Genomic DNA, 21,808 nt, shown 5'->3' on the forward strand with positions numbered 1-21,808 from the left:
GATTGAACCGCAAACCCGCCGGGTCGCTATAGCGCGCCCTCCTCCTCGAGCACTTTGCGGGCGATACGAAAACACTCCAGCGCCTGCGGTACACCGCAATAGATGCCGACCACGTGGATGATCGCTCTTATCTCTTCCAGCGACACCCCGTTGTTGCGGGCTCCACGGCAGTGAATTTCCCATTCATGCATCTTGCCGAGCGCGCCGATCATCGCGAGGTTCATCATCGAACGTGTCTTCGGGTCGATCGTCTCGTCGCCCCAGCCAAAGCCCCAGCACCACTCTGTCATGGCCTCCTGAAAAGGCCGGGTAAACTCGTCGGCGGCTTCAAGATTGCGCTCAACATACTCCGCGCCCAGTGTGGCCTTGCGCTGCGAAAGACCCTTTTCAAACCGTTCCTTGTCCATCTAGCCGTTCCCCTTGAGCCTGATCGCGATATTCTTTGTCTGTACGTAGTTCCAAAGCGATTCGCGTCCCTTTTCTCGCCCATAACCCGATTTGCCGTAGCCGCCGAACGGTGTTTCCACCCCACCCGCATACCATTCGTTGACGAAGACCTGCCCGGCCCGCAACCCGGCGGCCGCGCGGGTTGCCCGGTCGAGGTCGGCGGTGAAGACGCCGCCGACGAGACCGTAGGGCGTGTTGTTGGCAATGGCGATGGCCTCGTCATCGTCGCTGAATTCCAGAATCGACAAAACCGGTCCGAAAACCTCGTTACGGGCAATGTCCATTTCAGGGGAAACGTCGGTGATCACAGTTGGCTGCATGAAATAACCTGGCCGGTTCAGTGCATGGCCGCCGGTTGCCAGGGTTGCGCCCTGGCGCTCGGCATCGGCGCACATTCCAACCGCCCGTTCGCGTTGCCGCTCGGAAATCATCGCCCCCATATTGGGCCCGAAATCGGCCCGGTTCATGCCGTCGCCCACCGAGATGCTGTCAGCTAGCACCACAATGGCTTCGGTGAGCCTTCTGGCGATGCTACGATGGGCAATCACCCGAGACATTGCGGAGCAGACCTGGCCGGCATTGAAATAAATGCCCCAACGCACATCGTCCATGAAGGCATCGATGTCGGCGTCGTCATGGACGATCGCTGCCGATTTGCCACCCAGTTCGAGAACGCAGGGGACGATATTTTCAGCTGCCGAGCGGGCAATTGAAATACCAGTGGGCACGGAACCGGTGAAAACGACCTGGTTGATATCCGGATGGGCCGCGAGCGCCGCTCCGGCCTCCTTTCCATGTCCGCAGACGATGTTCACGGCACCGGCGGGAAACCCCGCCGCCTCAGCCGCCTGGGCCATGAAGCCGTTTGTGAGCGGATCAAGTTCCGGCGGCTTGACGATGCAGGCGTTCCCTGTGGCAAGCGCTGCCGACAGCGATCGTGCGGTCATCTCCAGCGGGTAGTTCCACGGGATGATCTGTGCCGACACGCCAAGTGGTTCGTGGACGGTGAAATCGAAATAGCCGGCGCCCAGCGGGATCGAACGACCCTCAACCGTTTCGGCCTGGTTGCCGTAATACTCGAAATAGCGGGCCGCTCCCTCGATTTCGAGGCGCGCTTCCCAAAGCGGCTTGCCGGATTCCTTTGTAAGAACCGGTGCAATCTCGTCGATCCTCTCAAGTAGGTGATCGCCCATGGCGCGCACCATCCGGCCGCGCTCCACTGGTCTCAGATCGCTGAGCGCGCCGCTTTCATGGCATTGTCTTGCTGCCCCGACGGCCCGATCGATATCGTAGACATCAGCAAGCGCCTGTTCTGCAATGGTATCGCCTGTTGCCGGATCATTCACGGCAAGCCGCCCGGCCCCACCGTCGACAAACGCGCCATTTATATAGTTTTGCCAGTAGGGGCGACTGTCAGCCATCGGCGGCTTCTCTCATCCATTGCTGCAGGACATGGATCGAGTGTTCGGAATTCACACCCGACGCCGGATCAAGCACCAGCGGACCGGGCTTATAGCCGCGGCTTTTCAGCCCCTTATGGACCGCTTCAACGAGATGGATGTCCTCTTCGACCGTTGTCTGCCGGTCCTGGACGGCCAGTTGGCGGATGACGTCGGAATCCTCGCCGCCCTTGGTGTACCACCCGCGCCAGACAATTACATGTTCGCTGTCGATGGCACGCCAGTGATAGGTGTTGAGCACATTGCCGGGATAGACCTGGAATGAAAACATCGGCCAGAGAAACCACGAGGAGTAATCGCCGGCGTGGTCGTTTGCGGACAAATCCACCGAATAGGTCATCTTTTCGAGATTCTGGCACTGCGTTGTGTGCCTCAGGCAGTAACCCTGCGGCTGGATGTCATAGGTTTCGGGCTTGATCACGCCATTGGCGAAGGTGTGGTGATTGATCTTGCAGTGATAGCACTCCGAATAATTCTCAACCGAGACCTTCCAATTGCAGTTCTCGGGAATCTCCACCCATTCTAACGGTTCGAGTTCGCCGTAATGCGGTACGAAGGCCGCCAGTTCCTCGCGTGCGCCGGGAAACCACTCGTCCATCGGCCGGGCGTCCGGGTCCAGGTTGACAAAGAGAAATCCGCAGAACTCCTCAACGGACACGGAGGTCAGGCAGATTTTTGTCCGGTCGAAACCGGGGACGGACTTGATATTCGGGCCCGAGCGCAATTCGCCCGTCAGTTCATAGGTCCAAGCATGGTACGGACAAACAATCAGCGGCGCGTTGCCCTGCCCGCTGACAAGCCTGTGGGCGCGATGCTGGCAGACATTGTAGTAGCCGCGAATTTCACCATCGCGGCCGCGAATGCAGAACAGGCTTTCGCCGGCGATGTCGCAGGTGATGAAGTCACCGGGTTTTTTGAGTGCAGAGGCATGGCCGGCAAACTGCCATGTGCGGGCAAGCAGCCCCTGGCATTCCGCACGGAATATGTCGGGATCTGTGTAGTAGCGCGCATCAAGCGTTCGGATCATGTTGACAGGCGCATTCATCTCGACACCTCATTCCTCAGGTTGATAAATTCCCAGTGTGTGGCGGCGTTCATGAAATCGCTCGATGTTGGAGATCACCTCGGGCGCTGCATCAGCGATGACAAAGGCCATCAGCGCTTCAAGCAATGCGATGTTGGACACCGATGAGGGGAAGAACTGAGGCGTATCGGCCGCCACGATAAATGCATGGTCGCTGCCGATCACGATCGGCGAGGCGGGGCTGTCCGAAAGGGCAATCACTGTCAGCCCCTGGCGGCGCGCCAGGCTGACAGCTTCGACAACTTCCGAGCGATAGGGTTTGCATGTCATGGCGATCAGCACGTCGCCCGGTCCGGCCCGCGCCAGATCGTCAATAGCGACGCTTCCAGGACGCGGGATCGCCTCGATGGTGTCGACCGCCATGTCCGCCAGATAGGTAAAGTTTCGGGCATTGGAGCTGTTGACGCCGACGCCAAGAACATAGGTCCTGCGTGAGGCGACGACCGCATCGGCTGCTGCTTTCATCGCCGTGTCATCGGTGGCGGCAAATGTTTCCTCGATATTGCGGATGGCGCTGGCCGCCATGTCCGCATAAAGCCGGGCAAGTTCTCCGCCGCGCGCCAGCGATTGCAGCCAGCGGGCACGGTCGGGAAAGCTGACAACGCCTCGCCGGATCTCTTCACGGAACGGCTCGCGAAAATCGTCATACCCCTCAAAACCGACGGATCTGGCCATCCGCACAAAGGTGTTCGGCTTGACCCGCGCTGCCTCAGCGATTTCCCGAATGGAGGAAACGCCCACATCATTGGGGTTTTCCAGCACATAGGCCGCAGCCTTGCGGGTTTCCGGCGTCAGCTCCTCCAGTGCGGCGGAAAGGTTTTTCAGAACCTTGGTCGGCGCCGAGTACTCTGGGTTTGGTACATTTATATTATTCATGGTTGACGAGAGTACATTTGTACGATTAGCCTGTCCACATAATTGTCAGCCATTTGGGAAGAAACCTGTGACAGAGCTAAATCCGGTTTCAGTGCCTTCAACCGCGCGCGTGGTCATTGTTGGCGGCGGCGTGATGGGCTGCGGGCTCGCCTATCATCTGGCACATGAGGGCTGGACGGATGTCGTTCTGCTGGAAAAGGCGGAATTGACGTCGGGATCGACCTGGCATGCCGCCGGCCAGATCACCCATTCGACGTCAAGCTTCGGGCTTGGCAAATGTGTTGATTACAATATCGGGCTTTATTCAGGGAAACTGGAGGCTGAGACCGGTCAATCGGTGACCTGGCATGGCTGCGGATCGTTTCGGCTTGCCTATGACGAAGATGAAATGGACTGGCTACGCCATACGCTGAGTGTTGGGCGGTCTCTTGGTTTCAATATCGAGCTGGTCGGCAAAGAGCGGATCCGGGAACTCCATCCATTTTACAATCTCGACGGTGTGCTCGGCGCGCTGCATACGCCCGATGACGGTCATGCCGATCCGTCGGGCATCACGCAGGCGCTGGCGGCCGGCGCTCGCCAGTTGGGCGTGCGGATCATTCGCCGTTGCCGGGCAACCGATATCAAGCAGATGCCAAACGGAGAGTGGCGCGTCTCCTCGGAGCGCGGCGACATCACATGCGAGCATGTGGTCAATGCCGGAGGAACCTATGCGCGCCAGATGGGCGAGTGGAGCGGGCTGCAATTGCCCATGACCTCCATGACGCATCACTACCTTGTCACCGACACGGTTCCGGAATTTCTGGACCTGGAAAGAGAACTGCCGGTCATCAGGGACGACCAAAAGGTTTCCGGTTACATCCGCATGGAGCAGAAATCCGGCCTGATCGGTATCTATGAAAAGGAAAACCCGAACACCGTTTGGGAGGATCACTGCCCCTGGGAGGCGGAAAACGAGCTTTTCGAGGCCGATTATGACCGCATCATGCCGTGGCTGGAAAACGCCATGGAGCGTATGCCTGCTCTGGCGGAACTCGGTATCAAACGGGAGGTTCACGGCGCCATATCGCATCCGCCGGACGGCAATCCTTTGATTGGACCCGCGCCCGGTGCGCGAAATTACTGGTGCTGCTGCGGTACACAGATCGGTATCGGCTGGGGGCCGGGCCTGACACGCGAACTGGCGCGCTGGATGGTGCATGGTGCGGCGGATATCTCGATGCGGGATTACGACCCGTGCCGGTTTGGAGCCTATGCCGACAAAAAATGGCAGGTGACCAAGGCAAGGGAAGACTATTGCCTGAGGCACGAAATTCCGTTTCCGCATTTCAACCGACTGGCCGGCAGACCTGTCAAACCCAGCCCTCTTTATGAGCGCCTCAAGGCAAGGGGTGCCGTTTATGAAGAAGTATACGGGCATGAACGGCCGCGCTGGTTTGCAAAGGACGGCGTCGCGCAAAAGGATCACTATTCCTTCAGGCGCACGGCCGTTGACGACATGATCGAACAGGAGGTCCGAGCGGTCCGTGGTTCCGTCGGAATCATGGATATTTCCGCCTTCACCAAGGTAGAAGTCAGCGGCGCCGGCGCTGAAGCTCTGCTCGACCGTCTGTCGGCAAACAGGCTGCCGCAAAAAACCGGTGGCATCGTGCTCAGCCATCTTTTGAACCGACGCGGGCGTATCGAGCTCGAGCTGACAATCGTTAAGCTGGCCAAGGAACGTTATTACCTGGTTTGTGCGGCATTCTTCGAACAGCGGTTGCTTGATCATCTGGAGCGTCACCGCACCGGGGGGAACGTCCTGATCAACAAGCTGTCGGACGATTGGGCGGCGATCTCCTTGCAGGGGCCCAGATCGCGGGCAGTTCTGGCTGAAAACACCACGGTTCCGTTGGACAATGCGCATTTCCGCTGGCTCACAGCACAGGAAATCGACATTGCAGGCCGCCCGATATGGGCATTCCGTATGTCCTATTGCGGCGAGCTCGGCTGGGAACTCCATGGACCGCGTGACCATATCCTTGCTGTTTATGATGCGCTTTGGGAATCGGGCAAGGCTTTCGGTATCGCCAATTACGGCTCGTTCGCGATGAATGCGATGCGGCTTGAAAAAATGTTCAAGGGCGCCGGTGAATTGACCAATGAGGTAACGCTGCGGGAAGCCGACGTCATGCGATTTGTCAAAATGGACAAGGGCGACTTCATCGGCAAGGAGGCGACGCAGCAAGGACTTGACGGCGACATGCCGTGGATTTGCACTTATCTCTCTATCGAACCTGATGGCGTTGTGGACGGGCATGGCGGAGAAGCCGTGTTGCGCGGCGGCGACGTAGTGGGCTCGACCACCTCCGTTGCCTACGGTCCGACGGTCGGCAAAATCCTTGCTTTTGCCTATATCAAGCCGGATGCCGCCGTGCCCGGCACCGCGCTGACCGTGCTGATTGCGGGTGAACCACGAAACGCCGTCGTACTTGGTGAGCCGGCTTATGATTCTCAAAACCAACGTCCGCGCACGGAAGCGGCCGTTTCGGAGGCAGCCGAATGAGCGCGATCCCTGCAGCAATGAATGCTTTTGTTCTCACCGGCCACGGCGAAATGGACATGTTGCAATACCGGACAGACTGGCCAGTCCCGGAGCCGGCGGAAGGCGAGGTCCTGATCCGGGTTCACGCCTGCGGCCTGAACAATACCGACGTCAATACCCGCACCGGCTGGTACTCAAAAACTGTGACTGCGGCGACGACCGGAAGCGGTTTCGATGATGTCGGCGAAGAGGACCCGTCCTGGGGCGGGGCGCCCATATCCTTTCCGCGGATACAGGGCGCCGATGTCGCCGGTACGGTGGTCGCGGCGGGCAAGAAGGCTGATCCTTCACTCATTGGCCGGCGCGTGTTGGTCGAAACGTGGATCCGCGATCCCGAAGACCCATTGAACATGAGCAAATGCCGCTATCTCGGCTCGGAGCTCGATGGCGGTTTTGCGGACTATCTCGCCGTTCCCGACCGGGCGGTGTTTCCAATTGAATGCGACCTCAGTCACGCAGAACTTGCGACATTCGCCACCTCCTGGGTGACGGCGGAAAACATGCTCAACCGGGCAAAGGTCACCGATGGCGATACGGTTCTTATACCGGGTGCCTCCGGCGGTGTCGGGTCGGCTCTTGTCCAGCTTGCCGCCCGCCGTGGCGCGCGCACGATCGCCATGGCCGGTACCGACAAACATGAACAGGTTGCAGCACTTGGATGTGACGCCGTTCTTGCACGGGCGCCTGCTGATTTGAAGGCAGCGCTTCGTGAGGCCATCGGTTCGGCCTCGGTCAGCGTTGTGGCCGATGTTGTCGGCGGACCGCAATTTCCATCGCTGATCGATGTCCTGGAGCGCGGCGGCCGTTATACGGTCGCGGGTGCCATCGCCGGACCGCTTGTCGAGTTGGATCTTCGCACGCTTTATCTGCGTGATCTCACATTCACCGGTGCGACGGTCGTCCCTCCGGGCACGTTTGGCGATCTTGTCGGTTATATCGAACGCGGCGAAGTCAGGCCGGTTCTCGCTCAAACCTTCCCGCTGGAACAACTGCACGACGCGCAACGCGCCTTTATCGAGAAGAAGCATATTGGCAATATCGTCGTGACCATGGACTAGCCGTCATGAAGATATCCCGCATATCGGTCTGGCAGGTGACGCTTCCGCTGAGCGTTCCATACAGGCTTTCCGGCGGGCGGCTCCAATTTGACGAGCTGGACAGTACATTTGTGCGCATCGACACGGATGAAGGCGTTTGCGGGTGGGGAGAAGCCTGCCCCTGGGGGCACACGTATCTGCCGGCGCACGGTGCGGGCGTACGCGCCGGGCTGGAACTTCTTGCACCGGCGCTGCTCGGACAGGATCCGCGGGCACTCGATGCACTAAACCGCCGGATGGATGCGACGCTTCCGGGGCATGCCTATGCCAAATCGGCACTCGACATAGCCTGTTGGGATATTCTCGGCAAAGCAGCCGGACTTCCATTGTGGATGCTGCTCGGTGGCGACCTGGCCGACCCGGTGGCAATCAACTCTTCCATATCGACCGGTACGCCTGAAGAAATGGTCACGCTGATCCGGCAGGCGCGCGAAAAGGGCTATCGTACCCATTCGGCCAAAATCGGCGGTAGCGATGTCACGCTGGACATTGCCCGGATCGACGCAATCTCGGCCGATCTGCCCGAAGGAGAACATGTCACCTATGATGTGAACCGGGCCTGGACGCCGGGGACGGCCTTGATGGTCCTTAACTCTGTCATATCCCGGGACTGGGTGGAGCAGCCCTGCGAATCCGTGGAGGCATGCGCGCATGTCGCCAGACGGGTCGCCAATCCGATTATGCTCGATGAATGCCTGCATTCGTTTCAGGATCACCTCAACGCCTGGAACCTGGGCGCCTGTGAGGGTGCAAAGGTCAAACCAAACCGGCTGGGCGGCCTGACGAAGGCAAGGCAGGTGCGTGATTTCGGTGTCAGCGTCGGCTGGCAGATGCATATTGAAGATGTCGGCGGTTCGGCCTTGGCCGACACCGCCGCGATCCACCTGGCGAGCGCCACGCCAAAGGCCAACAGGCTGGCAAGCTGGCTTTGCCATGATCATCTCGCCCTGGACCCGGTGCCGCAACAGGGCGCGCGCAACAAAGGCGGTTTTGTGGTCCCGCCATCGCAGCCGGGCCTTGGCGTCGAGCCCGTCGCCGACCTGATCGGTGAGCCGGTCGCAGTTTACGGGTAGGGCGATGAAGATTACCCGGATAACAATCTGGAAAGTCCCACTTGAGAGCCACACACCCTATCTCATGGCGTCGGGAAAAGCCTGCAAACAAGTCGACACCATGGTGGTCCGACTCGAGACGAATGGCGGGGTCGACGGGTGGGGCGAGGTATGCCCGATTCCGCACTATCTACCGGCCTATGCGGGCGGTGTAGCACCGGCGATTGAAGAAATGGCGCCTGTCGTCCTTGGAAGCGATCCTGTTGGTCCCGATGCAGTGATGGAACGGCTGGACGGTTTTCTGATCGGGCACGATTATGCAAAATCGCCGCTGGACATTGCATTGTGGGATATCACCGCGAAGGTTGCCGGACTACCTCTATATACTGTTTTAGGCGGCCGGATTGCCGAGAAGCTTCCGCTCTATCACTCGATTACCTGCATTGCAGCCGATGAAATGGTGCGGATTGCGAAAGAAGCCTTTGCGTCCGGAATTCGGCAGTTCCAGGTCAAGCTGGGCGCCGATGACGACTGGCAGGCCGATGTTGAGCGGCTGGTCAAGGTGCGTGAGGCCGTTGGAGACGGGCCGCTGGTCTATGGGGACTGGAACTGCGGTGCGCGGCGGCTTGATGCCATAAGGGTCGGTCGAGCGGTTGCACATCTTGATATCATGCTGGAGCAGCCCTGCCGGACACTGAATGATTGTGCCGCCGTTAAAACCGCAACAGGCCTTCCGATGAAAATCGACGAAGGCGCGCATGACGTCGCTTCCCTGCTTGAGGCCCACCGTCTCGGCTGCCTCGATGCGGTGGCGGTGAAGCTCTCCAAATTCGGCGGGCTTGGAGCCTGTCGAAGGGCGCGGGATCTGTGCGAGCATCTGGGTGCCCTGATGTGTGTCGAAGATACCTGGGGCTCAGACATTGCGACAGCAGCGTCGCTCCATCTTGGTGCGACCTGCCGCCGGGGATCGCTCATGAACGTCTGTGATCTGTCCGGTTACGTCTCTCCGCGCATTGCACCGGACTGCCCGGTGCGTGATGGCGGCCATATCGCGCCACCGAGCGGGCCGGGGCTTGGGATCACGCCCGATCCGGACAGGCTGGGTTCGCCGGTTGCGGTCATTGATTGAGGAAACACAGCCGATGAGCAAATCACAGCAGGACTGGATTGAACGTGCGCGGGCAGTGTTGCCTGCCGGTGGTTTCGGTAATTTTTCTCCCGATATCGTGATCCGGGAGGGCAAGGGGTCGCGGGTCTGGGATGAAGACGGCAATGAATATGTCGATTATCTGATCGGCTCCGGGCCGATGCTGCTTGGCCACGGCCATGCGGAGGTGCTGGATGCGGTCAACGAACAGATTGGCAAGGGCATGACCTTTTTCGCCAACAACGCACGCGGCATCGAACTTGCCGAGGAAATCTGCCGGGCCGTCGATTGTGCGCAAAGGGTTCGTTACGTCTCCTCGGGAGGTGAGGCGGACATGTACGCCATGCGGCTCGCGCGCGCCTTTACCGGCCGCGAGAAGATCATCAAATTCGAGGGCGGCTATCATGGGATGTCGGCGGAGGCGCAGATGAGCCTTGCGCCCTCAAGGCTGATCAATTTCCCTCTGGCGGTTCCCGATTCAGCCGGTATTCCGGCAAGTGTGCGCGACAGTGTGCTGGTCGCGCCGTTCAATGATATCGGATTTGTGGAGTCGCTGATTGCCGAACAGGGGCCGGAGATTGCCGCGATTATCGTCGAGCCGCTGCAGCGTATCGTTCCACCGGAACCGGGGTTTCTTGAGGCGCTTAGAACTCTTTGCTCGGCCAACGGCATCGTTTTGATTTTCGACGAGATCGTTACCGGTTTCCGCCTCGCCTATGGCGGCGCGCAGCAACATTACGGCGTCACGCCCGACCTTTGCACGCTCGGCAAGATCATTGGCGGCGGATTTGCCCTCGCCGCGATTGCGGGCCGCAGCGACATCATGGATCATTTCGACAAGGAGGCCGTCGGCGAAGAGGGTTTCCTCATGCAGCTTGGAACGCTGAGCGGCAATCCGGTTGCTGCCGTGGCGGGTCTGAAGACGATGGAAATCCTGCGCCGTCCGGGTGCTTATGAGCAATTGCGTGCGACCGGTGAAACGCTCATGGCAGCACTCAAACGGTCTTTGGGCAAGGCCGGCATCGATTACAGGATCGTTGGAGATGCGACGCTGTTCGATGTCGTGTTTACGGATGCCGACGTACGCGATTACCGCAATGTGTTCAAGGCAGATGCGACGCGCAACGCCCTTTTCAATGCCGCGTTGCGGGAAAAGGGCATCTTCAAATCGCCGGGCAAGCTTTATCCTTCCCTGGCGATCACCGAGGACGATATCGCCCGGACGATCGAGGCGATCGAATTCGCGGCCGGACACGTCAGCATGGAACCGGTTGCCTGACGACGTCTCTTTACCGGGGAAAAATGCCGGTTCCGCCTTTGCCGTTGATCCGATATGGTGTGAGCTCAATTGCGGGGGTTCCATATGATGACAGTGGCGATCAAGGGGTACACGGGAACGCGCGCCGGCATGGCGGCCCTTTTCCTTCTTCTGGTGCCTCTGCTGAGCGGTTGCGGGATCAATGCCATCCCGACCTATGAGGAGCAGGCGAAAGCTGCCTGGAGCCAGGTGCTCAATCAATATCAACGGCGCGCCGACCTGATCCCGAACCTGATCGAAACGGTAAAGGGATTTGCGGCCCAGGAACGCGACGTCATGACATCGGTTGTCGAGGCGCGGGCCAAGGCAACGTCGATCCAGATTCCTGCGGACGTGCTGACCAATCCGCAGGCCTTTGAAACGTTCCAGCAGAACCAGTCGGCGCTGACATCGGCGCTTTCGCGGCTTATCGCGGTGTCGGAGGCCTATCCGGATCTGAAATCCAACCAGAACTTCCTGGCGCTGCAATCGCAGCTTGAGGGAACTGAAAACCGGATCGCCGTTGCCCGGCGCGACTACATAGAAGCCGTGAGGAAATACAACACGGAACTCAAAACCATCCCCGGCCGGTGGTGGAAGTCATGGTTCTATCCGGATGCTCTGCCGATGCAGACATTCACCATCGATGCGGAAAGCCGCGATGTTCCAAAGGTCAGTTTCGACTAAGGCGAGCCCTTCAAGATGAAACGCATCGGACGTGCACCGGCTGTTCTCATTCTGCTGATCGGGCTTTTGGCTATCGGTCTTACGGCTGTTCGGGCGCAGGATATTCCGCCACTGACGGGCCGTGTGGTGGACTCGGCAGGTATTTTGCCGGCAAATGTCCGAGATAGTCTGGTCGCTAAACTTGCCGCTTTTGAGCAGAAATCCTCCGATCAGGTGGTCGTCGCGACCATCGACACGACCGGCGAATGGACCATCGAACACTATGCCAATCTGATGTTCCGCCGTTGGGGCCTTGGACAGGCGGAGGAAAATAACGGTGTCTTGCTGCTGGTCGCCGTCAGTGACCGGCAATTGCGCATCGAGGTTGGATACGGTCTTGAGGGAACGCTGACCGATGTATTGTCCAAGCTTATTATTGACGATGTCATTGTACCGGAATTCCGGGAAGGTGACTTTCCAGGCGGCATAGAAGCCGGTGTCGACAGCATCATAGATGTTCTGGAAGGCGATGCCGCAGAACTTGAAGCGCGGGCGGAGCGCAATCACAGCCGGTTCGATACTGACGACTTGTTTGCCGTCGGGTTCTTCAGCCTTTTCGGCCTGTTTTTTGGCGGCACGATCCTGTTTTCGATCTTTGCGCCCATTTTCGGAACCAAGATCGGGCCGGGCCGGTATAAATGGCTTGGCGTTCACGTCTCTTACAACAGCTCAGGCGGTTCTTCGGGTAGCCGCTCGTCAAGCTGGGGCAGCTCCGGCGGGTTTTCCGGCGGTGGCGGTTCGTCCGGCGGCGGAGGGGCTTCAGGGAGTTGGTGATGCTGACGGATCAGGAACACAGACAGGTTGCAGATGCGATCAAGGCGGCAGAGGAAAAGACCAGCGGCGAGATTTACTGTGTTGTCTGCCGCCAGTCGGACCCGTATTTCATGGCGGCTGCCTTTGTCCTGTCCTGTGCGGCACTGGTCATCGGTACATTGTCGGCCTGGGTGCTTTACTGGCTGTGGATTGATATCGGCACAGCGACGTTCACTACCGCACTGTTTTGTGCATGGCTCCTTGCCATTATCCTGATCTGGCAGTTTCCGGCATTGCGGCTGCGGTTCGTGACCAAGGCGGTGCGTTACCGGCGTTCCCATGCCCAGGCCGTTCAGCAATTTCTTGCACACAATATCCATGCCACGCCTGAGCGGACGGGCGTGCTTGTTTTTGTGTCTTTGGCCGAGCGGTATGCTGAAGTTGTCGCCGATAGCGGCATATCCGAAAGAGTTGGCCAGGAAAACTGGAACTCGGTTGTCGCAATCATTATCGACGGCGCAGCCAAAGGCCGGTTGGCAGACGCGCTGACAACCGCCGCACAGGATATCGGCGCACATCTTGCGCGGCATTTTCCCGCAAGCTCAACGGACCGGAACGAACTGCCCGATCGCGTTGTGGAAATGTAATTTCGGGCGCTGATGTCTAGCGCGCCATGGCGTGATAGTCGTCATTGGGACGCATATCCGTTGCCGCTGCCATCCGGTTGGACATGTTGAAGAAGGATGCGGTTGCCGCGATATCCCATATATCGCGGTCGCTGAAACCGGCATCGCGCAGCACCTGCCGGTCGGCCTCGACGATCTTGGCCGGTTCTTCGGTCAGTTTGACGGCAAAATCGAGCATGGCCATCTGCTTTTCGTCCAGATCGGCGGCGCGGTAGTTCATCACCATCTGCTCGCCGAGTGCGGGGTTTCCCGAAAGCTGGCGCACGGCGGCACCATGGGCCGTCAGGCAATAATAACAATGATTTACGGACGATACGGCGACAGCGATCATCTCGCGTTCCAGCTTGGTCAGCCCCGAATCGCCGAGCATGAGATCGTTATACATCGTGCTGAAGCCGGTGAGTTTTGCCTCGTCAAAAGCGTAGGCAAGCAGGACGTTGGGAATCATGCCCAGCTTTTCCTGACATTTGTCGAAATATGCCTGTGTTTTCGGCCCGAGATCTTCGGCAGGTTTCAAGTCGAGTGCGGTAATGCGTTTGTCTGTGCTGCTCATGGCTGTGCTCCGGTTAAATTTTTCGGCGATGAAAAATCACGCTGTATCCGCTGACACTTTGGTCTAAGGTCCTAGTGGTCGAAAGCTGAATGCTGACCAGGCAACGGTCTAACACCGCAAGCAAGGCAAGGTCGAGAACCTTGAGGCACTGAGGGGGAGAAAGACATGGGGACGCGACGGCACCCAAAGCGTGACAAGCAGATTGCACGCATCGCGGAAATCCTCAGCAAAAGCAAGAAACCCTATATCGATCCGGATCAGATTTTCGGGCATGTGAGCGCCGATGACGTGCTGCTTTACCGGCCGGAGGCGCTTGCCGCGGCCGCTGCGCACGCGCGCGCGCATCTGGAGAAGTGGAACGGGAACGACATGCACATCCATGTCGGACCGGTCGAGGGTGTGGACCTTGCCGGGCGCACACTGACGGTCATTACCGTGATCGACAGGAATATGCCGTTCATTTTTGATTCCGTGATGGGCGAGGTTTCCCATGCCCATCGCGATATCTGCCTGGCGGCGCATCCGGTGCTCAAACTGCAGCGTTCGACGGACGGGACCATCAAGGATATCGATCTGGCGGTTGCGGGAAAGACAACCGACGGGTGGGAAAAGGTCAGCCTGATCCAGATACATCTGCCGCGTATTTCGGCCGAGGCGATCAAGCTTTTGACGATAAACCTCATGCGGGTGCTTGATCAGGTGCACCGGGCGGTTGCCGATTGGCGGCCCATGCTGGAACGGCTCGACCGGACGGTGACGGAAATCCAGAACGCCGGAGGCAGCCAGCATCTGGCCGAGCGGCAGGAGGCGCTGGCCTTTCTCGAATGGCTGCGTGACGACAATTTCACGTTCCTCGGCATGCGCGATTACCATTTCCGGGGAAGCGGGCGTGACGCTGCGGTCGAGCGCGCCGAAAAAACCGGCCTCGGCATCCTCTCCGATCCGGAAGTCAGGGTTTTGCGGCGCGGCAACGATCCCGTTACCACCACGCCGGAACTGTTGGCGTTCCTTCAGGGCCCGGATGCGCTGATTGTTACCAAGGCCAACGTACGCTCACTGGTACACCGCCGGACCTACATGGATTATGTGGGAGTCAAACGCTACGACGAGAACGGCCGGGTGACCGGCGAACTGCGCATCGTCGGCCTGTTTACCTCAACGGCCTACACACGCTCGGTCCAGCGCATACCCCTGCTGCGGTCGAAGGTGGATGCGGTGGTGGAGAGTTTCGGGTTCGACCAGGAAAGCCATTCGGGCAAAGTGCTGCTCAACGCGCTTGAAAGCTATCCGCGTGACGAGCTGTTCCAGGTTGATGTGCCCATGCTTGCAGGGTTTTGCGAGCAGATCATCGAACTGAGCGACCGGCCCCGCGTTCGTGTGCTGCCACGCATCGACCGGTTTGATCGCTTCGTTTCCGTCCTCGTCTATGTTCCAAGGGACCAGTATGACACGGACGCACGCAGCCGGATCGGGGCTTACCTGAGGGAAGCGTTCGATGCGCGCCTGTCCGCATACTATCCGGCATTTCCAGAAGGGAGCGTCGCGCGGGTGCATTTTGTACTCGGACGCTCCGGCGGGCGCACGCCGCGTATCTCGCAAGAGGTTCTAGAAAATGCGGTGCGCCGCATCGTGACACGCTGGGAAGACCGGTTTTCCAACCTTGCCGGCGTCGATGCGCTGGCACTCCACACATCCGACGGCTACCGCGACCACTTCACCCCGGAAGAGGCGGTCGAGGACCTGCCGAGTTTCCTGCAGTGCAGCCAGGACCATCCGATCTGCATTGATTTTTATCAGCGCGACGGTGAAGCGAGTGAAAATCTCTCACTCAAGATCTTTCATATCGACGCGCCCGTAGCCTTGTCGCGGCGGGTTCCCCTGCTTGAAAACCTTGGTTTCAACGTGATCAGCGAACAGACATTTGAAGTTGCCGTCGGCGTTGATGTGACCAAGACCCGCAAGGTGCTGCTGCATAATATGGAGCTCGTGCACAGCGAAGGGAGGGCGGTCGATCTTGCGCGGCTTGTCGATTTTCTGGACGATGCCTTTTTGTCGACCTGGTTCGGCAAAATCAACAATGACGGCTTCAACAGGCTGGTTATCAATGCCGGCCTGACGGTGCGCGAAGCTGAGGTGTTGAGGGCTTATTCGCGCTATCTGCGGCAAACCGGTATCACCTATTCGCAAGGCTATATTGCCGGTACGCTTAACCGCTATCCGCTGATTGCCGCCGATATCGTCGGCCTTTTCAAAGCCCGGTTCGATCCGGCGTTGCGGGTCAAGGCGGCCGGCAAGGATTTTGACGATACTGTCGAGCGGATCGAAACCGCGCTCACACGTGTTCCGAGCCTTGATGACGATCGTATCTTGCGCCGTTACGTGAATGCGATCTCCTCGACCTTGCGCACGAACTATTTTCAGAAAAACGCCGATGGTACGCCGCTCGATACGTTGGCGTTCAAGCTTGATCCCCGGGCTCTCGACGGCATTCCGGAGCCCAGGCCCTTCCGGGAGATATTCGTGTTCGGCTCGGAAGTCGAAGGTGTTCATCTGCGCTTCGGACCGATTGCCAGGGGTGGCCTGCGATGGTCGGACCGGGCACAGGATTACCGCACCGAGGTGCTGGGCCTCGTCAAGGCGCAGCAGGTCAAGAATGCGGTCATCGTGCCGGTCGGCTCCAAGGGTGGCTTTCACCCGAAGAAGCTGCCGACGAACGGAACCCGGGACGATGTGTTCGCCGCCGGGCGAAAGGCCTATGAAACATTCATTTCCACCTTGCTTTCGGTGACGGACAATATCGTCGACGGCAAGGTCGTCGGCCCAAGGAACACGCGCCGCCATGACAGCGAAGACCCGTATTTCGTGGTGGCCGCCGACAAGGGTACGGCGACCTTTTCAGACACCGCCAATGCCATCAGCCAGGCGCATCATTTCTGGCTGGACGATGCATTCGCGTCCGGCGGGTCCGACGGATACGATCACAAGAAGATGGGCATTACCGCCCGTGGAGCCTGGGAAGCCGTCGAGAGACATTTCCGGGAAATGGATATCGATATCCAGAAGACCGAGTTTACGGTCGCCGGCGTCGGCGACATGTCCGGCGATGTCTTCGGAAACGGCATGCTCCTGTCGCCGAAGATCCGGCTTGTCGCCGCGTTCGATCATCGCGACATCTTCATCGATCCCGATCCGGACTGCAAAACCAGCTTTGCCGAGCGCAAACGTCTGTTCGATCTCGGCCGGTCGAGCTGGCAGGATTATGACACATCCGTTCTGTCACCCGGAGGGATGATCATTTCACGGTCCGAAAAAACCGTCACCTTAACCAAGCAGGCGGCGGCCGCGATCGGCCTTTCGGCGACAACGGCCTCTCCCTTCGACATCATCACCGCCATATTGAAGACGCAGATCGATCTCCTGTGGTTCGGCGGTATCGGGACCTACATCAAGGCGTCCGGTGAAAGTGATGCCGATGTGGGGGACCGCACCAACGATGCGGTGCGCGTCACCGCCAGCCAGGTCGGCGCCAAGGTCATTGGCGAAGGCGCCAATCTCGGTGTGACGCAGCGCGGCCGGATTGAATTCAACCTGTGCGGAGGCCGCTGCAATTCGGATGCGATCGACAATTCCGCAGGTGTCAATTCGTCCGACCTTGAGGTTAATATCAAGATTGCGCTGGCCGCGGCGATGCGTGCCGGACGCTTGACGCTTGCCAACCGGAACAAGCTGCTGACGGCAATGACCGACGAAGTGGCCGAGCTGGTGCTGCGCAACAATTATCTCCAGACCCTGGCGATTTCACTTGTTGAGCGGCGCAGCGCCCGGGCCACCGGCGACCTGATACGGCTAATGAACCGGCTGGAAGCCGACGGTCAATTGGACAGGCAGGTCGAGACCCTGCCCGACAACCAGACCCTCACCGAACGCCTGGCCGGGAATAAACCGCTCACACGGGCCGAAATAGGCGTTTTGCTTTCCTATGCCAAAATCGTGCTTTTTGACGATCTGACGCGTAGCGCACTGCCGGACGATCCCTATTTCGAAACCGATCTGATGGATTATTTTCCGCAGCGCATGCACAAATCCTACGGAAAAGACATCAAGGAGCATCGTCTCAGACGAGAGATCATCGGCACGGTGCTGGCGAATGATGCCATCAATCGCGGCAGCCCGATCTTCATCAGCCGGCTGGTCGATGCGACCGGCATGCTGCCGTCCGATATCGTCAAGACCTATGTGATGGTGCGTGACGGGCTCGGGCTGACGGCGCTCTATGATGCGATCGATGCCCTGGACAACAAGGTGCCGGGCGCTGTTCAGAACGAGCTTTATGCGGGTGTCGGTCATGTCATCCAGATTGTCTCGCGCTGGGCTCTGAAGACCGGGGCCAGTTCCGAACCGCTTGGACCGACCGTCAAGGCGGTTCAGGCCGCCGTCGAAGGCCTCGACGGGGTGCTGCCGACGCTGCTGCCCGAGTTCATGAGACAGGAATCGGAGCGTTGGCTTGCACATACTGTCGGCCATGGGGTTCCGAAGAAGCTTGCCGGCAAACTATCGCACCTGCCTGGCCTGGCGCTGATTCCGGAAATCATGCTGATCGCACAATCATCCGGGGCTGATCTGGTCAAGACCGCCAAGGCGTTTTTCGATGTGACGGAGCTTTTCCGTATCAGCCGGATGGACAGTGCCGCACACCAGACTAATGTCTCCGATCATTATGAGGCGCTGGCCATCGCCCGCAGCCTGGACGAGATTACAGCGGCCCGGCGCGATATCACCAGGGCCGCGCTGGAGAATTACGGCAAGGAAAAGGAACCGGTCGCAGCCTGGCATGCGGCGGACCAGGTGCGTATCGACCGGGCGCATGAGCGGATCACCGAGCTGATTGAGGGCGGCGAGATCAATGTTGCGCGCCTCACGGTCGCAGCAGGCATGATGGGCGACATCGCCCGTGGATAACAACAGCACGATAAGCCTGGAGACACGGCCATGAGCGACGCGGCACAGGCGAGCGGAGGCGGCCAGGCGGATCGCAAGGGCATATTCGGCTGGATGATGTTCGACTGGGCGACACAGCCCTTTCATACGCTGATCATCACATTCGTCTTTGCACCCTATTTTACTTCCCATGTCGCCGAAAGCGCGGTCAAAGGGCAGGAAATCTGGGGTTACGCAACAGGGTTCGGCGGTCTTTTTATCGCTTTTCTCGCGCCGGTTCTGGGCGCGATTGCGGACAATACCGGTTCGCGCAAGCCGTGGATCGTCTTCTTTTCCATATTCGGTGTCGTCGGGTGCTGGCTTTTGTGGTTTGCCGCCCCGGGTGCAAACGGTGTCACCGTTGCCGTCATCGGCGTTGTCCTCGGTTTGATCGGCATGGAGTTTGCGGCGGTGTTCAACAATGCGATGATGCCGGATCTGGTGCCGCGCGAAAGACTGGGGCGCCTGTCCGGGTCTGCCTGGGCTCTTGGTTACATCGGCGGAATTGTCTCCCTTGTCATCGTTCTGGGCTTCATGTCAGCCCCGCCGGAAACCGGAAAAACGCTGTTCGGGCTGACGCCAATCTTCGGGCTCGATCCGGTAAGCTATGAAGGTGACAGGGCAGCGGGACCACTGAGCGCGCTCTGGTATGTGATCTTTGTGTTGCCGATGTTTCTTTTCACACCCGATTCCCATCGTATGATGTCGCATAGCGGAGCGATCAAGAGGGGTCTTCGCGAACTTGCCGATACGCTGCGTGCCCTGCCGTCGCAGCGCAGCTATTTCAGCTATCTGCTGTCCAGCATGCTTTACCGGGACGGACTGAACGCACTTTATGCCTTTGGCGGGATCTACGCGGCAGGCGTGCTTGGATGGTCAATCATCCAGATTGGGGTGTTCGGCATCCTTGCGGCGTTTACAGGCGTTTTCGGCGGCTGGCTGGGCGGGAAGGCGGACGATCGTTACGGACCGAGGCTTGTTGTCAGCATTTCGATCTTTATCCTGACATTTTGCTGCCTGGTCATTGTCTCGACGTCCAAACAGGAGGTGTTTTTCATCACGGTCGGCACAGCGGATTCTCCGTCGTCGCTGCCGCACCACGTGTTCTACATTGCAGGTTGCCTGATCGGCGCGTCGGGTGCGGCCTTGCAGGCCGCCTCCAGGACACTCCTGGTAGACCAGGTGTCCCCGGACCGGGTGACCGAGGCGTTCGGACTCTATGCGTTGTCGGGCAAGGCGACGACATTTGTCGGGCCGTTGCTGATTGCCGAGGCGACAGGTTTTTTTGAAAGTCAGCGTCTCGGCGTGACCCCGGTTATCGTTCTGTTCGTCCTCGGCGTCATCCTGCTGCGGTTCGTGCAAAGCGCGCACGAGCGACCGTCACACTCCTGACCGCTGAACTTCAGACCAGGCTAATGCCTGAAATGACGCATGCCGGTCAGGACCATGGCAATGCCGGCGTCGTTTGCGGCCCTGATAACCTCATCGTCGCGCATCGAACCGCCCGGCTGGATGACCGAGGTTGCGCCGGCCTCGATAGCCGACAGAAGGCCATCGGCGAACGGGAAAAAAGCGTCCGAGGCCACGGCGGAGCCCTTTGTGAGCGGCTCGTTGAGCCCCATTGTCTGCGCTGCGTCCCGGGCTTTCCTGGCGGCGATGCGGGCGGAATCGACACGGCTCATCTGGCCTGCGCCGATCCCGACCGTCGCGCCGTCTTTTGCATAGACGATGGCGTTGGATTTGACATGTTTAGCAACGCGGAATGCGAATTTGAGATCGCGCAATTCGCCCTCGCTCGGTACCCGTTCCGTGACGATCTTCAATTCGAGATCGTCGATCACACCCTTGTCGCGAGACTGGACAAGCAGGCCGCCGGCGACGGTCTTTGCCGTCAGGCCGGAAGCGCGCGGATCGGGAAGGCCACCGGTTGTCAAAAGGCGCAGATTCTTCTTTGCGGAAAGGATCTGCAGGGCCTCTTGAGAGGCATCCGGCGCGATGATGACCTCGGTGAAAATCTTGACGACTTCCTCGGCGGTCTTTGCATCGAGCGGCGCATTGAACGCGACGATGCCGCCGAAGGCCGATACGGGATCGCAGGCCAGCGCCTTGCGGTAGGCATCGCCTAGATCTTCTGCGGTGCCGACGCCGCATGGGTTGGCGTGTTTTATGATGGCGCAGGCGGGACCAGCCTCGGGTGAGAACTCGCCGACAAGTTCAAAGGCCGCATCCGTGTCGTTTATATTGTTATAGGACAGCTGCTTGCCCTGGTGCTGGGTTGCCGTGGCGACACCCGGGCGCGCTTCACCGGTAACGTAGAAGCCGGCGCTCTGGTGCGGGTTCTCACCGTAACGCATGACGTCGCGCAGGCTTCCGGCCAAAGCACGGTGGCGCGGTGTTTCGATATCCAGTTCGCCGGCAAACCAATTGGAAATTGCCGCGTCATAGGCTGCGGTCCGGCCATAGGCTTTTGCAGCCATGTGCTTGCGGAACTCATAGGTCAGCGCGCCATTGGCGCTTTCCAGCTCCTCGATCAGTGCCTGATAGTCCGAGGGATCGGTGACGACGGTCACATAGGCGTGGTTTTTCGCAGCGGCGCGTATCATTGCCGGGCCGCCGATATCGATATTCTCAACCGTGGTCGGATAATCGCCTCCGGCCGCCCGCACGGCCTCGAAGGGGTAAAGGTTGATGATTGCGATATCGATGTCGAGGATGCCGTTTTCCTCCATCACCTTTCGATGCTGGTCATCGTCGCGGATCGAGAGCAGTCCACCGTGCACCCCCGGATGCAGGGTCTTGACCCGGCCATCCATGATTTCCGGAAAACCGGTGATGTCGGAAACATCGCGAACAGCCAGACCGGCAGCGGCTATGGCTGCGGCGGTTCCACCGGTGGAGATGAGCTCGATGCCGTGGGCCGCCAGAGCCGCCGCGAGGTTGTTGAGCCCGGTCTTGTCGGACACGGAAAGAAGGGCGCGTTTGGGTTTGACATGGTCCGGCGCGGGGATTTTCTTGGAGGCAACAGCCATTTCAGGCTCCTGATTGGTCGGGCACTACGGGAAGAGACGG

Annotated in this window: 16 protein-coding genes; 10 read left to right on the top strand and 6 right to left on the bottom strand. The window is 59.3% G+C overall.

The features are described from left to right. Window positions 1–26: 26 nt before the first annotated feature. Genes OQ273_RS20685 through OQ273_RS20700 form a run of 4 tightly spaced genes read right to left on the bottom strand, consistent with a single transcriptional unit; the run spans window position 27 to window position 3,867 of the window. Window positions 27–407, bottom strand: coding sequence for a carboxymuconolactone decarboxylase family protein (locus OQ273_RS20685; protein WP_267992818.1), 381 nt, complete (start codon window positions 405–407; stop codon window positions 27–29). Next, window positions 408–1,868 carry an aldehyde dehydrogenase family protein gene (locus OQ273_RS20690; protein WP_267992819.1) on the bottom strand — a complete coding sequence of 487 codons (1,461 nt, stop codon included), beginning with the start codon at window positions 1,866–1,868 and terminating at the stop codon, window positions 408–410. It lies immediately after the preceding gene. Next, on the bottom strand, window positions 1,861–2,952 hold the full coding sequence (locus tag OQ273_RS20695) for an aromatic ring-hydroxylating oxygenase subunit alpha (RefSeq protein WP_267992820.1): 1,092 nt from the start codon (window positions 2,950–2,952) through the stop codon (window positions 1,861–1,863). The genes OQ273_RS20690 and OQ273_RS20695 overlap by 8 nt, the downstream gene beginning before the upstream one ends. Before the next feature lie 9 nt (window positions 2,953–2,961). Next, window positions 2,962–3,867, bottom strand: a complete 906-nt coding sequence (locus tag OQ273_RS20700; protein ID WP_267992821.1) for a MurR/RpiR family transcriptional regulator — start codon at window positions 3,865–3,867, stop codon at window positions 2,962–2,964. Window positions 3,868–3,934: 67 nt separating this feature from the next. On the opposite strand from OQ273_RS20700, the gene OQ273_RS20705 reads away from it, so the two are divergent. The 8 genes from OQ273_RS20705 to OQ273_RS20740 all read left to right on the top strand — a co-directional run bounded on the left by OQ273_RS20705 (window position 3,935) and on the right by OQ273_RS20740 (window position 13,170). Next, entirely contained in the window at window positions 3,935–6,412 is a 2,478-nt protein-coding gene (locus OQ273_RS20705; protein WP_267992822.1) for an FAD-dependent oxidoreductase, read from the top strand. Next, a complete protein-coding gene (locus tag OQ273_RS20710; protein WP_267992823.1) occupies window positions 6,409–7,509 on the top strand; it encodes an alcohol dehydrogenase family protein in 1,101 nt (366 codons plus the stop codon). The genes OQ273_RS20705 and OQ273_RS20710 overlap by 4 nt, the downstream gene beginning before the upstream one ends. Before the next feature lie 5 nt (window positions 7,510–7,514). Continuing rightward, on the top strand, window positions 7,515–8,621 hold the full coding sequence (locus tag OQ273_RS20715; RefSeq protein WP_267992824.1) for a mandelate racemase/muconate lactonizing enzyme family protein: 1,107 nt from the start codon (window positions 7,515–7,517) through the stop codon (window positions 8,619–8,621). Window positions 8,622–8,625: 4 nt separating this feature from the next. After that, a complete protein-coding gene (locus OQ273_RS20720; protein WP_267992825.1) occupies window positions 8,626–9,729 on the top strand; it encodes a mandelate racemase/muconate lactonizing enzyme family protein in 1,104 nt (367 codons plus the stop codon). Window positions 9,730–9,742: 13 nt separating this feature from the next. Then, window positions 9,743–11,026 carry an aspartate aminotransferase family protein gene (locus OQ273_RS20725; protein ID WP_267992826.1) on the top strand — a complete coding sequence of 428 codons (1,284 nt, stop codon included), beginning with the start codon at window positions 9,743–9,745 and terminating at the stop codon, window positions 11,024–11,026. A gap of 87 nt (window positions 11,027–11,113) precedes the next feature. Beyond that, window positions 11,114–11,731 carry a LemA family protein gene (locus tag OQ273_RS20730; protein WP_267993169.1) on the top strand — a complete coding sequence of 206 codons (618 nt, stop codon included), beginning with the start codon at window positions 11,114–11,116 and terminating at the stop codon, window positions 11,729–11,731. A 15-nt stretch (window positions 11,732–11,746) separates the two neighbouring features. Then, window positions 11,747–12,544, top strand: a complete 798-nt coding sequence (locus OQ273_RS20735; protein ID WP_267992827.1) for a TPM domain-containing protein — start codon at window positions 11,747–11,749, stop codon at window positions 12,542–12,544. Then, window positions 12,544–13,170 carry a TPM domain-containing protein gene (locus OQ273_RS20740; protein ID WP_267992828.1) on the top strand — a complete coding sequence of 209 codons (627 nt, stop codon included), beginning with the start codon at window positions 12,544–12,546 and terminating at the stop codon, window positions 13,168–13,170. Before OQ273_RS20735 ends, OQ273_RS20740 begins: the two co-directional genes overlap by 1 nt. Window positions 13,171–13,186: 16 nt before the next feature. Here the strand turns inward: OQ273_RS20740 and OQ273_RS20745 are convergent, their stop codons facing one another. After that, window positions 13,187–13,762 carry a peroxidase-related enzyme gene (locus OQ273_RS20745; protein ID WP_267992829.1) on the bottom strand — a complete coding sequence of 192 codons (576 nt, stop codon included), beginning with the start codon at window positions 13,760–13,762 and terminating at the stop codon, window positions 13,187–13,189. Window positions 13,763–13,927: 165 nt separating this feature from the next. Here OQ273_RS20745 and OQ273_RS20750 point away from each other — a divergent pair, with 165 nt between their 5' ends. Beyond that, complete coding sequence (locus OQ273_RS20750) at window positions 13,928–18,721, top strand: NAD-glutamate dehydrogenase (protein ID WP_267992830.1); 4,794 nt, start codon at window positions 13,928–13,930, stop codon at window positions 18,719–18,721. Window positions 18,722–18,751: 30 nt separating this feature from the next. After that, on the top strand, window positions 18,752–20,131 hold the full coding sequence (locus tag OQ273_RS20755) for an MFS transporter (protein WP_267992831.1): 1,380 nt from the start codon (window positions 18,752–18,754) through the stop codon (window positions 20,129–20,131). A gap of 20 nt (window positions 20,132–20,151) precedes the next feature. Here OQ273_RS20755 and purH read toward each other — a convergent pair whose 3' ends face one another. Beyond that, window positions 20,152–21,768, bottom strand: a complete 1,617-nt coding sequence (gene purH / locus OQ273_RS20760) for a bifunctional phosphoribosylaminoimidazolecarboxamide formyltransferase/IMP cyclohydrolase (protein WP_267992832.1) — start codon at window positions 21,766–21,768, stop codon at window positions 20,152–20,154. Between the last annotated feature and the right edge of the window lie 40 nt (window positions 21,769–21,808).

The organism is Hoeflea prorocentri, assembly GCF_027944115.1.
Lineage (GTDB): Bacteria > Pseudomonadota > Alphaproteobacteria > Rhizobiales > Rhizobiaceae > Hoeflea_A > Hoeflea_A prorocentri.